The 14,355-nt window shown below is 72.0% G+C and carries 12 protein-coding genes; 1 reads left to right on the top strand and 11 read right to left on the bottom strand.

The genetic code is table 11. The annotated features are described in order from the left end of the window. Window positions 1-88: 88 nt before the first annotated feature. The 9 genes from F4562_RS29690 to F4562_RS29650 form a co-directional block, all read right to left on the bottom strand. Window positions 89-922, bottom strand: coding sequence for an ATP-binding cassette domain-containing protein (locus tag F4562_RS29690; protein WP_184539748.1), 834 nt, complete (start codon window positions 920-922; stop codon window positions 89-91). Beyond that, entirely contained in the window at window positions 919-1,833 is a 915-nt protein-coding gene (locus F4562_RS29685) for an ABC transporter permease (RefSeq protein WP_221206534.1), read from the bottom strand. Before F4562_RS29685 ends, F4562_RS29690 begins: the two co-directional genes overlap by 4 nt. Then, window positions 1,830-2,795 (bottom strand): ABC transporter permease, encoded by a 966-nt coding sequence (locus F4562_RS29680; RefSeq protein WP_184539746.1) that lies wholly within the window; start codon window positions 2,793-2,795, stop codon window positions 1,830-1,832. The genes F4562_RS29685 and F4562_RS29680 overlap by 4 nt, the downstream gene beginning before the upstream one ends. A 94-nt stretch (window positions 2,796-2,889) precedes the next feature. Next, entirely contained in the window at window positions 2,890-4,431 is a 1,542-nt protein-coding gene (locus F4562_RS29675; RefSeq protein ID WP_184539744.1) for an ABC transporter substrate-binding protein, read from the bottom strand. Window positions 4,432-4,561: 130 nt separating this feature from the next. Then, window positions 4,562-5,299, bottom strand: coding sequence for a DUF1684 domain-containing protein (locus tag F4562_RS29670; RefSeq protein ID WP_184539742.1), 738 nt, complete (start codon window positions 5,297-5,299; stop codon window positions 4,562-4,564). 308 nt (window positions 5,300-5,607) lie between these two features. Next, window positions 5,608-6,273 (bottom strand): DUF6882 domain-containing protein, encoded by a 666-nt coding sequence (locus F4562_RS29665; RefSeq protein WP_184539740.1) that lies wholly within the window; start codon window positions 6,271-6,273, stop codon window positions 5,608-5,610. A 61-nt stretch (window positions 6,274-6,334) separates the two neighbouring features. Next, on the bottom strand, window positions 6,335-7,240 hold the full coding sequence (locus tag F4562_RS29660) for a LysR family transcriptional regulator (RefSeq protein ID WP_184539738.1): 906 nt from the start codon (window positions 7,238-7,240) through the stop codon (window positions 6,335-6,337). After that, the gene (locus F4562_RS29655; RefSeq protein WP_184539736.1) at window positions 7,237-7,938 is read right to left on the bottom strand and encodes a CTP synthase C-terminal region-related (seleno)protein; all 702 of its coding nucleotides are present in this window, start codon (window positions 7,936-7,938) and stop codon (window positions 7,237-7,239) included. The genes F4562_RS29660 and F4562_RS29655 overlap by 4 nt, the downstream gene beginning before the upstream one ends. A gap of 139 nt (window positions 7,939-8,077) precedes the next feature. Next, on the bottom strand, window positions 8,078-8,530 hold the full coding sequence (locus F4562_RS29650) for an Lrp/AsnC family transcriptional regulator (protein ID WP_184539734.1): 453 nt from the start codon (window positions 8,528-8,530) through the stop codon (window positions 8,078-8,080). A 112-nt stretch (window positions 8,531-8,642) separates the two neighbouring features. Between F4562_RS29650 and F4562_RS29645 the strand changes: the two genes are divergently transcribed. Then, window positions 8,643-12,140: an indolepyruvate ferredoxin oxidoreductase family protein gene (locus tag F4562_RS29645; protein WP_184539732.1), complete on the top strand. Its 3,498-nt coding sequence runs from the start codon at window positions 8,643-8,645 to the stop codon at window positions 12,138-12,140. Window positions 12,141-12,254: 114 nt separating this feature from the next. Here F4562_RS29645 and F4562_RS29640 read toward each other — a convergent pair whose 3' ends face one another. Both F4562_RS29640 and F4562_RS29635 read right to left on the bottom strand, forming a co-directional pair. After that, window positions 12,255-13,163: a carbohydrate kinase family protein gene (locus tag F4562_RS29640; RefSeq protein ID WP_184539730.1), complete on the bottom strand. Its 909-nt coding sequence runs from the start codon at window positions 13,161-13,163 to the stop codon at window positions 12,255-12,257. Window positions 13,164-13,248: 85 nt separating this feature from the next. Then, a complete protein-coding gene (locus tag F4562_RS29635) occupies window positions 13,249-14,313 on the bottom strand; it encodes a LacI family DNA-binding transcriptional regulator (protein ID WP_184539728.1) in 1,065 nt (354 codons plus the stop codon). Window positions 14,314-14,355: the final 42 nt, after the last annotated feature.

Raw genomic sequence — 14,355 nt, 5'->3', positions numbered from 1 at the left:
GACTGTGCCTCCGTGCCGGCTCCAGACGCCGACTGTGCCTCCGTGCCGGGTTCGGGCGGGGGCACCGCCCCGCCGGGGGTGGGCCGGGTCATCGGGTCGTCCAATCCAGTGCGTCGTCGAGCTCGCGGGCGCCGGCCACCAGCGAGCGGGTGTACGGGTGCTCCGGCGCGTTCACGACCTCCAGGACGGTTCCCGACTCGACGGCCCGGCCGTCCTTGAGGACGAGCACCCGGTCGGTGATGCCGGAGACGACCGCGAGGTCGTGGCTGATGAACAGCAGGGCCATGCCGCGGGCCGAGACCAGGCCGTCCAGCAGCGCGAGCACCTCGGCCTGGACGGTCACGTCCAGGGCCGTGGTCGGCTCGTCGGCGATGAGCAGCGCGGGTTCGCAGGCCAGGGCCATGGCGATGGCGACGCGCTGACGCTGGCCGCCGGAGATCTCGTGCGGGTACGCCCGCGCGATGCGCTCGGGTTCGGGCAGCCTGACCTCCGTCAGGGCGGCGGTGACGGCGGCGCGCAGGGCCGCGCCGCGCAGGCCACGCCGGCGCCTGATGGGCTCGGCGAGCTGGCGGCCGACCCTCATGAGCGGGTCGAGTGCCGTCAGCGGCTCCTGGAAGACCACCGACGCGACCCGGCCGCGGATCTTCCGCAGGTGCCGCTCGGCCGCGCCGACGACCTCCGTCCGGCCCGTCCCGGGCGTGTCCAGTGTGATGCTTCCGGAGGCGGTCATCCCGGGCGGGAGCAGTCCCATGATCGCCAGAGCGGTCAGCGACTTGCCCGATCCGGACTCGCCGATGAGGCCGAGCCTGGAGGAGGACGGGATGCCGAAGGTGAGGCCGGAGACGAGGTCGCGGCCGTCCGCGGAGCGGATGCCGAGTCCCGTGACGTCGAGCAGGGTCTCCGTGGCGCCGGGTGGGGTCATCGCGTCCTCCGCCGGGTGGGGTCGGCCACGTCGCGCAGGCCGTCGGCGATCAGGTTCACGCCGACGACGAGCATGACCAGCAGCACGCCGGGCGCGACGGCGCCGACCGGCGCGGTGAGCACGGTCGTCTGGGCCTCCTGGAGCATCCTGCCCCACGAGGCGTTCGGCGGGGGCGGCCCCAGCCCCAGGTAGGACAGGGACGCCTCCGCCAGCACCGCGAGGCCGAGCTGCAACGCCAGGTTGACCAGCAGGGTCGGCCAGATGTTGGGCAGGACGTGCTCGGTCACCACCCGCGGCCAGGAGGTCCCCGAGGTGCGGGCGGCCGTGATGTAGTCCTGCGCCAGCACCCGTTTGACGAGCACGCGGGTCAGCCTGGCCACGACGGCGGACATGCCGAGGCCGATCGCGACGACCGCCGACCACAGCGACGCCGACTGCACCGCGACGACCAGCATCGCCAGCAGCAGGGTCGGGAAGGCGATGAGGATGTCGAGCAGCGCCGCGACGGTGTCGTCGAGCCACCTGGTGGCGAAGCCCGCCGCCAGGCCGCCGAGCACGCCGAGCACCCCGCCGAGCAGGACCGAGCCGATCCCCACCGTCAGCGCGATCCTCGCACCGATCATGAGCTGGGTGAGCAGGTCCCGGCCGAGCTTGTCGGTGCCCAGCGGGTGGGCCGCACCCGGCGGCATGAGCCGGTCGCCGGAGGTGTCGTCGGGGGCGTACGGGAGCCAGACGAGCGAGACGACGGCGATGGCGACGACCAGGCCGGCGAGCACGCAGCCGGCCACCAGGGTGACGGACCGGCGTGACCGGGCGACACGCCGCGCGGATGCCCCGGCCGGTGCTTTGGGCGACGTCTCCACCGACGCCTCGGCCGGGGTTGCGACCGGCTGCCCGGATGGGGTCTTCACCGCCTGCCTCCCGTCGCGGAGCCGCGCAGCCGCGGGTCGATGAGCCGCTGGACGAGGTCGGCGGCGAAGCCGATCAGCAGCACCGCGAACGTGCTGACGAACAGGATGCCCTGGATGACCGGGTAGTCGTGCTGGGCGATCCCCTTGACCAGCATCCCGCCGAGGCCGGGCAGGACGAAGACGCTCTCGACCACGACGGCGCCGAGGAAGGTGGTGGCCAGCTCGATGCCGAGGATCGACACGACGGGCACGGCCGCGTTGCGCAGGCCGTGCCGCCACATCGCCCCGGTGAAGGAGGAGCCGAGCGCCCGGAACGTCCGCAGGTAGTCGCTGCCCAGCACGTCGACGGTGGCGGAGCGGACGTAGCGGATGAGCGAGGCGGACATGACGAGGGCCACGGTGACGACGGGCAGGGCCAGCGAGGTCAGGGCCGCGACCGGGTCGGCCCAGTCGTCCCGGGGGAACCCTCCGGCGGGCAGCACGCGCAACTGGAGCGCGAAGACGGTGATCAGCAGCATGCCCACCCAGAAGACCGGCACCGCGATGCCCAGCTGAGAGAACCCGCTGAGCAGGGACCCGTACCAGGTGTGCGCGCGGTGCGCGGCGACGAAACCGACCGGGACGGCGACGACGACCGCCAGCGTGAAGGACAGCAGCGTGAGCGGGACGGTCACGACCAGGCGGGCGGCGATCTCCGGGCCGACCGGGAGGGTGCTGACGAAGGACTCGCCGAGGTCGAGGCTCGCCATCTGGCCGACCCAGGTGGCGAACTGCTCCGGCAGCGGGCGGTCCGAGCCGATCCGGTGCCGGGCGGCCTCGATCTGCTCGGGGGTGGCGCCCACCGAGAGCAGCGCGTTGGCAGGGTCGCCGGGCAGCAGCCGCAGCAGCAGGAACAGCACGACGCAGGCGAGGAGGAGCGAGACGACGAGGAACGCCGCCCGCCGCAACAGGTAAGTGATCATAGGAGACCAGACGGGTCGCCGGCGGCCGGACGCCCCGGCCCGGCCCGTCGCGTGAGGCGGCGGGCCGGGCCGGGGCGTGCGGCCGATCCGGGGGTCAGCCCTTCTTGATGGCGTAGGCGGGGAACTGCGAGTTGAGGCCGTTGACCGGGTAGCCGGACAGCTTCGAGGAGGCCACTACGATCTGCGGGTAGAGGTAGAGCCAGTCGCTGGCGGCGTCCTCGGCGATCTGCCGGTTGGCCTTCTTGAGCAGCTCGGTCTGCTGCTCGGCGGTGTCCGAGCGCTCGGCCTCGGCCACGAGCTTGGTCACCTCGGGGTTGTCGTAGCCCCAGTAGAAGTCGGGGTTGCCGTACCAGACCACGTCGCGGTCGTTGACGTGCTCCTGGAGCGTCGCGCTGAAGTCGCGGTTCTTGAACACCTTGGTGTACCACTCGTCGGCGGTGATGACGTTGATCGTGACGTTGACGCCGATCTTGGCCAGCTCGCCCTTGATGAACGTGGCGACGGTGGGGTGCGGGTCGTAGTTGGGGGTGTCGAGGGTGAACTCGAACCCGCCGGCGAGGCCCGCCTCGGCGAGCTGCTTCTTGGCCAGCTCCACGTCGTAGGGGTCGACCGCGGTCAGGTCCTCGTACCACGGGTCGGTCGGCGGGACCATGGAGCCGATGAGCGTGCCGTAGTCGCCCCAGATGGAGTTGAGCAGCTTGCGGTCGTCGATGGCGGAGCTGACGGCCTTGCGGACGAGCTTGTTGTCGAACGGCTTGACCCGGTCGTTGAAGGCCAGCAGGAGCTTGGTCGTGGACTGGCCGTCGTTGACCTTGTAGGCCGGGTTGTTCGCGAACTGCTCCAGCGCGTCCGGGCTCTGCTCGCTGGTGACGACGTCCACCGCGTCGGTGAGCAGCGCGTTGTTGAGCGCGGTCGCCGAGGTGAAGTAGTGGAACACCACGCCCTTGTTGGTCGGGGCGGTGCCCCAGTAGCCGTCGAAGGGCACCAGGCTCAGCGTGGAGCCGCGCTTCCACTCGCCGAGCTTGTAGGGGCCGGTTCCGTCCTCGGACTTCGCGAGGTCCTTCGCGGCGTCGTTGACGACCCAGATGTAGCTGAGGTTGTAGACGAACGAGATCGACTTGTCGGACAGCTTCACGGCGACCGTGCGGTCGTCCGGGGTCTCGACGCTCTTGATCACGGACAGGCTGCTCTTGCGGGCCGACTGCGAGTCCTTCGCGGTGACCTTCTCGATGCTGTACTTCACGTCGGCGGCGGTGAGGGGGTCGCCCGAGTGGAACTTCACGCCGTCACGCAGCGTGAAGGTGTAGGTCAGGCCGTCGGAGCTGACCTCGTGTTTCTCGGCGAGCAGGTTCTCGACCTTGCCGTCGTCGGTCAGCCGGAACAGGCCCTCGTAGACGTTGCCGTTGAACGCCTCGGTCACGCCCTGTCCGCCGCCGCCGGTGTTGTCGAGGTTCTGCGGCTCGTAGAGCGAGCCGATCTCGATCGTCGCGTTCGGGTCGAACGCGCCCGCCGGCGCGGCGCTCGCCGAGCCGCCCCCGGAGGCGCTCCCCCCGGAACCGGAGCCGGAGCCGCAGCCCGCCAGGGCCAGCGCGGCCGCGAGGGCGGCTCCGATGAGCGAGGTCGTCGTCCTTTTCACTGTCTCTCCTGAGGTGTGGCCGTACGGCCGGGTGGAACGGGCGGGCCGGGGCTCGCCGGGGGTGGGACCGCTCGGTGCGCCGGTGCGTACCGGGTGCGTCGCGGTGTGGCGCGGTGTGGCGCGGTGCGTCTCAGTGCACCTGGTAGCCGTCGCGGAAGACGGGCAGCTTCTCGCCCGCCTCGACCGGCACGTGCAGGCGGTTCTGCGGCGGTGGCAGCGGACAGTTGTAGTGCACGGAGAACCCGCAGGGCGGGACGAAGGCGCGGTTGAAGTCGAGCACGACCCGCTCCTCGCCGGCCGGGCGCCGCACCAGCAGGAACCGGCCGGCGCCGTAGGTGGTCACGCCGTTGGTCGGGTCGGCGAAGACCAGCAGGAGCGACCCGCCGTCGTCGAACGCGCTCAGCGTGTACGAGACGCCGCCCAGGGAGACGGCGAGGTCGCCGGGAACGACGAGGTCGCGGGTGGCGCCGCCGTCGCGGATGTGCTCGAACGGGAAGACCCGCGACTCGGAGACCGGGGTGAAGACGGCCTCGGTCACCCAGCGGGGGTCGAAGGGGAAGGCGTCGACGGTGGTGAAGTGCCGGATCGCCGGGGAGGCGGCGTCCCATTGGCGGATGCCGTGCTGCACCTGGCCGGTGACGAGGTCACGCCGCTCCAGCCTGGTGACCGTCACCCCGTCCGGCCGCCCGGTCGGCGTGTCCTCGGCCGTGTCCTCAGCGGGGGCCTCCTCGCCCGGGGCCGACCAGCGGGTCTCGACGAGCGCGAGGTTTCCCGTGGGTGCGGTGAGGGAGGTGAGGCGGGACGCACGCCAGGCGTCCCAGCCTGCGCGGGCGGACTCGACGACGTGCGCGGGGGCCGTTGCGGACATGGTTTCGGACAGCTCACTTCGTTCGGGCGGGCCTGGGGCTCACCGGGGTGTTCGACGCATACGTCACCGTCTGTGGGAGTTCCTCCACTTGGGCGACTTATCTGGTAATCCTACAAAAATAGTAGGATTTTTCCAATTTCGGACACCACGGGCTGTCATACGGCCCACCCGTGACGACCGGATCCCGGCGGACGGCGCGCGGACGGCCACGCGCCGCAGCGACCGCGCAGGGCCGGGCAGGACCGGGCAGAGGCAGGCGGGGCCGGGCAGGGGCGGGCGGGGCCGGGAGGGAACGCCTCCCCCCGGTCTCAGCCGGCCTGGATCGTGGCGCGGATGTCGCCGATCCGCCCCTGGCCGTCGAACTCCACCCGCAGCTCCGACCCGCCGGGGTGCCGCCCCGCGATGGCCGCCGCCGCCGTCTCGACCTGCCAGCCCTGCTGGGTCAGGAAGCTGCCGACCAGTGTTCGATGATCGAGCTCGCACATCCCGATGGCGTGGGACAGGACGGCGACGGCGCGTTCCGGCGGCACGGGCGCCAGCACCGAGTCCGGCACGGCCTCCACGAGCAGGAACACCGCCCCGCCCTGGTGGGACCCGCGGTAGTAACAACGCCCGGTCAGCCCCGCCGACAGCAGGGCGAGAAGGTGCCCGTCGGCCGAGTCGAGCGGCACCTGCGCCTCGGTCAGCTCCGGGATGCGGTGCTGCAGCCCGTACTCCCGCAGCCAGGTGGCGGCGCGCAGCAGAGCAGGCGGGAGGTTGCTCCGCGTGTTCGCCCAGGCCCAGAGCCAGGTCTGCTCAGCGTCGCTTTCCGTGCCCAGGAGCTGGATCGGAAACCTGAGGTCGTCGCCGAACGTGATCGTCCCGGTGTTCACGTCCACGGCCCAGCCCAGGTGGCCGGTCAGCTCGCCGAAGGCGATCTGACGCGCCAGGGAGGAGGCGATGCACCGTGACAGGTGTTGCTGCAGGTTGTTCAACGAACACGCCTTTTCTGCGGTGGGAAGGTGTCGCGATGCGGTTCGCACTCGCGCGCCGATCCTAGGAACGGCCACCGACAGAACCGGCGACGCAGCGGTACGCCGGGGGCACCTCGCGCAGAGCCAGCTCGGTGAAAGCGGCGGCCATGGGCAGCGCCGCACCGTCCCCCGGGAGACCGAGCATGATGGTGCGCGTCTCCTCCGGCTCAAGCGGTATCGCGCAGATCCCCGTGGTCTGCGCCGGAAGGGCCAGCTCAGGGATGATCGACACGCCGAGCTCCTCGGCGACCATGGCGAGGATGCTGCCGGTCTCGCGGACGCGGTAGTGACAGCGCAGGGTCGCCCCCGCTCGTCGTACAACCTCCATGATCAGCGGCTCACAGCCGCCCGCGGACATGATGAAGGGGTGACGGGCCACGTCGGCCACGGTGACGGCGGGTCGGGAGCTCAGCCGGTGGGCGGCCGGGAAGACGGCGAGCATGCGGTCACGGGAGAACGGGGTGACGGTCAGGTGGGGGGCGGTGGTGGTGATGGTGGCGACGTCGACCGCGCCGGTCTGGAGCCAGTCCAGGACCTCGGGGTCGGATCCCTCCAGCACGGTGAGGGTAACGCGGGGATGCGCGGCGGTGAAGGCGCGCAGGACGGACGGGAGCAGGTGCGCGTTGGCGCTGGGGATGACGCCGATGCGCAGGCGGCCGCCCGACTGGCTGCGGGCGACCGCCACCTCCTGGTCGAGAGCCTCCAGCTGGGTCAGGATGAGCGCGGCCCGCCGGCTCACGGTACGGCCGGCGGGGGTCAGGGTCACCCCCTGGTTGCCCCGGATGAACAGGGGCAGACCGAGCTCGCGTTCCAGCAGGCGCAGGGCGTGGCTCACCGCTGACTGGGTGGTGGCGAGTTCCTCGGCCGCCCGGGTCATGTTGCCGGTGCGCGCCACCGCCTGCAGGATCCGGAGCTGGGTGAACGTCATGCCTTCAGCGCCGCCCTCAGGAAGCCGGTGATCAGCGGGTGCGGCCCGGCGCTCGACGAGCGGGCCTGCGGGAGGAAGAGCGTGGCCAGGTAGAAGGGGTGGCCGGGCACTTGCAGGATGCGGGCCTCGCCGTCGGCGTCGGTGCCGATCACCCGCAGGCCGCCGTCGTGGAGGGTCCGCTGGTGGTCGGGGTTGAGCCCGAAGTTGCAGTAGTACTCCTCCTCGACCTTCTCCTCACCGTACAGGGCGGCGGCCGTCGAGCCTGGTACGAGCATGACCGGCATGGTCTTCCCCACCAGGGAGCACGCGAGCCTGGAGACGAACAACCGCGAGGCGTAGGGGTCGTACTCAGCGTGCTGCGCGTCGGTGAAACCCAGCACGTTGCGGGCGTACTCGATGACGATGTGCTGGTAGCCGCCGCACGTGCCCAGGGTCGGGATCCCGTGCTCACGGCCGTGGCGCATCGCACGCAACGCCCCTGACAGGCTGCGGTAGGGGCTGCCGGGGGCGCACCACAGTGCGTCGGCCGACCGGACGGCCGACAGGTCGGTCTCCAGGGGAGGGGTCGGCAGCCAGCGGATGTCCACCTCCACCCCCAGGTGCCCGGCGGAGTGGCGCAGGGCGTCGTTCGTGGTCAGGTAGGAGGCGGACGTCTCATCGGAATCGCCGATGACGGCGACGGTCAGGGGTCGGTGCATGGGGTCAACTATCGATGACCACGGTCAGGAGTGCCAATGCTGGACGGCGCGTACGGCATGAGTGAATCCTCATACCTGGAAGCGGGCGCCATCGGGCGGCAACCGGCCGACCATGCGGAAACCGGGCGGTGCCTGCGGCTCAGAGCGGGAGGACGCCCCCGGGCTTGAGGGCCTTCATCGCGATCTGCGAGGTCAGCTTGTCGAGACCGGGCAGGCGACCCAGCTTCTCCAGGCAGAGCTGGCTGTAGGCGTCCATGTCGGGGACCGCCACCCGCAGCACGTAGTCGGGACGGCCGAACATGCGCAGGCACTCCACCACGTCGTCGATCTCCATGACGGCGGCCTCGAAAGCGGTGACCGTCTCGGCGTCCTGGCCCTCCAGCTCGACGTAGGCGACCACCTGGAAGCCCCGCCCGACGGCGACCGGGTCGATCACCGCACGGTAGCCGGTGATCACCCCGGACTCCTCAAGGTTGCGGACCCGGCGCAGACAGGGCGACGGCGTGAGCCGGACCCGCTCGGCCAGCTCCAGGTTGCTCAGCCTGCCCTCGGCCTGCAGAAAGCTCAGAATTGCGCGATCCGTCACATCCATGGCATCTGATGCTAACCCCCGGCACATCCCTACGAAAGATTGACATCGAATTCCGTTCTCTGTGACATAACCTTTCGGCAATCGCAGGAGTCCGACAGACGGGACCACGCTAATGACGATCTCCGCCGATGCCGGTGAGGTCTCCCCCGACGACCGCTACCTGCTGGAACAAGGCCGGGTGTTCATGAACGGCACCCAGGTGCTCGTCCGCGTGATCCTCGACCAGATGCGCGCCGACCGCGCCGCCGGGTTCGACACCGGCGCGATGGTCTCGGGCTACCCCGGCTCCCCCCTCGGCGGCTTCGACCAGGAGCTGGCCCGCTCCCGCGCGTTCGCCGAGCCGCTCGACGTCGTGCACCGCCCCGGCCAGAACGAGGAGCTCGGCGCCACCGCGGTGTGGGGCAGCCAGCTCGTGCCCACCCTGCCCGACCCGCGCAAGGCGGGCGTGCTGGGCGTCTGGTACGGCAAGGCGCCCGGCGTGGACCGCGCGGCCGACGCGTTCCGGCACGGCAACTTCGTCGGCGCCCATCCCCTGGGGGGCCTGATCGCCTTCTGCGGTGACGATCCGACCTGCAAGTCCTCCACACTCCCCTCGGCGACCGAGAGCTCGCTCGCCGCCCTGGGCATGCCGGTGATCCACCCCGGCAGCGTCCAGGAGCTGCTCGACCTGGGCCGCCACGCGATAGCGGCGTCCCGGGCCAGCGGCCTGTGGGTCGCGGTGAAGGCCGTCTCCAACGTCGTGGACGCCACCGGCACCGTGGACGTCGGGCATGGCCGGATCACTCCGGTCATGCCCGTCGTCGAGCACCAGGGCAGGCCCTACCGGCACGTGCCCGACGGCACGCTGCTCACCCCCTGGTCGCTGGAGATGGAGCGCACGCTCACCGGCCCCCGCCTGGAGCTGGCCCGCGCGTACGCCCGGGAGAACGAGCTCAACCGGATCACCGCCGACCCCCGCGACGCCTGGCTGGGCATCGTCGCCTCCGGCACCGCGTACTACGACGTCCGGGAGGGCCTGCGCAGGCTCGGCGTGACCCCGGAGGAGCTGGGCATCCGGCTGCTGAAGATCGGCATGCTCTGGCCGCTGGACCCGGAGATCGTACGGACCTTCGCCCGGGGGCTGACGGAGATCCTCGTGGTCGAGGAGAAGGGCCCGCTGCTGGAGACCCTGGTCAAGGACGTGCTGTACGGCACGGCCGACGCACCCCGCGTCCTGGGCAAGCTCGACGAGAACGACGCGCCGCTGATCCCGCGGCACGGAGCGGTCGACGCCGACCTGGCCGCCAAGGCCGTCGCCTTCCGGCTGCGCCGCCGGGGAATCGGCGAGCGCGTGGAGAAAGGGCTGGCCACCGTCTCTCGCCCGGCGCCGCTGAAACTGATCACGGCCAGCCGCACCCCGTTCTTCTGCTCGGGCTGCCCGCACAACCGCTCCACCGCCGTCCCGGACGGTGCGGTGGTGGGGGCCGGGATCGGCTGTCACACGATGGTGGTGCTCAACCGCGAGGGCAAGGGCACGCTGGCCGGCCTGACCCAGATGGGCGGCGAGGGTGCGCAGTGGATCGGCCAGGCGCCGTTCACCGGCACCCCGCACATCTTCCAGAACCTGGGCGACGGCACCTTCCACCACAGCGGCTCGCTCGCGGTCAGGGCCGCGGTCGGCGCGGGCGTCAACATCACCTACAAGATCCTCTACAACAGCGCGGTCGCGATGACCGGCGGCCAGACGATCACCCCGGCCCTGTCGGTGGCCGACCTGACCCGCTGGCTGGAGACCGAGGGGGTCCGCCGGGTCATCGTCACCACCGACGAGCCCGAGCGCTACCGGGGGGTCGCGCTGGCGCCGATCGCCGAGGTCCGCGACCGGTCGGCGCTGCAGGACGCCCAGCGTGAGCTGGCGGCGACCCCGGGCGTGACCGTGCTGGTCCACGACCAGCAGTGCGCTGCCGAGAAGCGGCGGCTGCGCAAGAAGGGCACGCTGCCCGACCCGGTCAGACGGGTGGCGATCAATCAGCGGGTCTGCGAGGGCTGCGGCGACTGCGCGCGCAAGTCCGAGTGCCTGTCGGTGCTGCCGGTGGAGACCGAGTTCGGCCGCAAGACCGAGATCCACCAGTCGTCGTGCAACAAGGACTACTCCTGCGTCGACGGCGACTGCCCGTCCTTCGTCACCGTCGTGCCCGCCGGGAAGGGGACCGCCGGGAAACGTCCCCCGGTGCCGGCCCCGCCGCGGATGCCCGTACCCGGTCTGCCCACCGGGGAGACCTCGATCCGGCTGGTCGGCATCGGCGGCACGGGCGTGGTGTCGGTGGCGCAGATCCTGGGCACCGCCGCGATGCTCGACGGCAAGCGGTCCCGCGGCCTCGACCAGACCGGGCTGGCGCAGAAGGGCGGCACGGTCGTCTCCGACATCCTGATCTTCGAGGGCGACGGCGACCGCACCACGCCGAGCGGCGCCGCCGGCGTGGACGCCTACCTCGCACTCGACCTGATCGGCGCCACCGACCCCAAGCACCTGGCCGCCGCCGACCGCGACCGGACCGTCGCCGTGGTCTCCACCAGCCTGGTGCCGACCGGTTCGATGGTGCTCGACCCGGCCACGCACCTGACCGACCCCGCCTCCCCGGTCGGCGCGCTGGAGGCGCGGACCCGGCGCGAGCTGAACGTCTACCTCGACGCCGAGCGGGTGGCCCAGGCGTTGTTCGGCGACCACATGCCGGCCAACACGATCGTCGTCGGGGCCGCCTGGCAGCGGGGGCTCATCCCGATCCGCCTGGAGTCGATCGAGCGGGCGATCCGCGCGGGCGGCGGCCGGGCGGCGGAGCGGACCATCGCCGCCTTCCACTGGGGCCGCGCCGTCGTCTCCGACCCGGAGGCCGTGGCGCGCGCGACCCGGCCCGCGGTCCCGGTCCCGCCGCCGGTGGCCCGGGAGGCGGCACGCCTGGTCGACGCGCTCGCCGAGCCCGGCACCGAACTGCACCGCATCCTGTCGGCCCGGGTGCCCGACCTGGCCGCGTACCAGAACCCGCGCTACGCGGTCCGCTACGCCCACGCGGTCCGCGCGGTGCTCGACCGGGAGCGGGAGGCGCTCGGCGCGGAGGGCTGGGAACCGGCCGGGAGCTTCCCGGTCACCGAGGCCTACGCCCGGCAGCTGCACCGCCTGATGGCCTACAAGGACGAGTACGAGGTGGCGCGGCTCCACCTCGACCCGGCCGAGCGGGCGAGGATCGCAGCCGAGTTCGGCCCCGGCGCCCGTATCTCCTACAACCTGCACCCGCCGGCGCTGCGTGCCCTCGGCATGAAGCGCAAGCTCCGCCTGGGGCCCTGGTTCGACCCCGCCTTCCACCTGCTGTACGGCATGCGCGGGCTGCGCGGCACCCGGCTGGACCCGTTCGGCCTGGGCCGGGTGCGCAGGACCGAGCGGGAGCTGGCCGAGGAGTACACCCGTGATCTCCATCGTGCCCTCGCGTTCCTGGATCGGGGCACCGCGGAGCGGGTCCGGGAGCTGGCCGAGCTGCCCGACGTCGTCCGCGGCTACGAGGACGTGAAGCTGCGCGGCGTGGCCGCCTACCGCGAGCGGGCCGCCGAACTGCTCGGCGACCTGCGGCGCGGGTAGGGGCCCGGGTCCCGCCGCGGAGGCGGGGGACGGCGTCCCCGCGGGGACGCCCCTCCCGCCCCGGCCGCGGACTGCCGGACGCGGGCGGCCCCTCCCCCGCGGGTTCCCGGCCCGCTACCGGGTGGGTTCCCGGGGCTCACCCGCCCGGTCGAGCAGGGTCGCCTCGTCGATCGGGTTCTCGTGGGTGCCGGCCGACGTGCAGGCGTGGGCCCCCGCCACCGTCCCCAGCCGGACCGACTCGTCGAGGATGCGTCCGGAGAGCAGGCCGTACAGGACGCCGGAGACGAACGCGTCTCCGGCACCGTTGCTGTCGACCACCGGGCCGGGCAGAGGCGCGGCGGGGAAGGACCTCGGCCCGGCCGCGTCGAGCACGTGGCAGCCCGCCGCGCCGTCCGTGCAGACCACGGCACCGGCCCGGCCGCGGGACAGGATGTCGCGCATGACCTCCTCGCGGCGCGCGCCGAGGGCGGATGCCGAGAGGAAGACCAGGTCGGAGGAGTAGGCGTAGTCGTGGTGGAAGTCGTCCTCACCGTCCCAGTCGTGCAGGTCGGTGGAGACGAACCGGCCGTCGAGGTCGGGGTAGACGTGCCGGGAGAAACCGGTGAGGGACACGTGGACGTGCCGGGCGTCGCGCACCGCCTCCAGGTACAGCTCCCGGGGCAGCCGTTCCCCCTCGGCGGCGCGCGGGTCGAACAGGGAGGTGCGGCGCCCGTCGGGGCCGACGAGCAGGACGCTGCGCCGGGTGCCCTGCGGGGCGAGCGCCCAGCCGGTGTCGATGCCGCCGCCCTCGAAGCGGGCCCGGATGAACCGGCCCTGCGGGTCGTCGCCGATCAGGTCGACCAGCTTGACCCTCAGTCCCAGCGCGTGGCACCCCAGGGCCACTCCGCTGCCGGTGTTGCCGATCCGGTCGATCACCGGAGGAACGGCGTAGGTGTCGGCGTAGGGCAGGGGCAGCGAGGGGACGTAGACGGTGGTGTCGACCCCGGTACCGCCGATGACGACGACGTCATGGCCAGGTTTCATCGGATTTCCTTGAACGTGGGCCCCGGGCTCCGGCCGCGGGGGGAGGTCGGGCGGCCGTGACCGTGTCGCCGGCGGCCCCGGCGGGTCAGCGGTTCACGAGGGGGCCGGAGCCGGTCGAGCGGCGCACCACCAGTTCGGGCTGGAACATCAGCTCCACGTGCTTGTTCCGGACGCCGTTGATCTCCTCCAGGAGGGTGGCCACGGCGGCCGAGGCCATCGCGCCGATGGGCTTGCGCACGGTGGTCAGCGGCGGATCGGTGAACGCGATCAACGGCGAGTCGTCGAACCCCACCACCGACACATCCCCCGGCACCGACAACCCCCGATCCCGGCACGCCCGGATCGCCCCCAACGCCATCAGATCCGACGCGCACACGATCCCCGTACACCCCCGCTCCAGCAACTGCGCCGCCGCCGCCTGACCACCCTCCACCGAGAACAGCGAATGCGAGACCAACCCCTCCACCTCCACCGCCCCCAGCAACTGCGCCATCGCCTGCCGATACCCCTCGATCTTCCGGATCACCGGCACGAACCGCCGCGGCCCCACCGCCAGCCCGATCCGCTCATGCCCCAGATCCACCAGATGCTGCACCGCCAACCGCGCCGCCGCCCGATCGTCCGGCGAGACGAACGGTGCGTCGACGTGGGGGGTGTAGCCGTCGAGCAGGACGATCGGCAGCCCGCGCTCGGTCAGGCGTATGTAACGGTCCATCTTCGCCGTGGTGTCGGCGTGCAGGCCGGAGACGAAGATGATGCCGTTCACCCCGCGCTCCATCAGCAGTTCGGTGAACTCGTCCTCGGGGGCTCCGCCTGGCAGCTGGGTGCAGAGCACCGGGGTGTAGCCGTGCTGGGTGAGCGCCTTCTCGATGGCCTGGGCGAACGCCGGGAAGATCGGGTTGTCCAGCTCCGGGGTGACCAGGCCGATCAGCCCGTTGCTGCGCTGACGCAGCCGCTGCGGGCGTTCGTACCCCATCAGGTCGAGTGCCGCCAGCACCGCCTGCCTGGTCGACGGCGAGACGCTGGGCTTGCCGTTGAGCACCCGGCTGACCGTGGCCTCACTGACCCCCGCCTGCGCGGCGACGTCGGCCAGCCTGATCCCGGTTCCGTCGGGTCGGGAGCGTGCGGTCTCCGTGAGTTCACCGTCCATCAGAAGCCACCCCACCACGCGACCGGATCACACGCAAGTCGA

The organism is Streptosporangium becharense, assembly GCF_014204985.1.
GTDB lineage: Bacteria > Actinomycetota > Actinomycetes > Streptosporangiales > Streptosporangiaceae > Streptosporangium > Streptosporangium becharense.
This window is presented reverse-complemented; position numbering and strand designations above follow the sequence as displayed.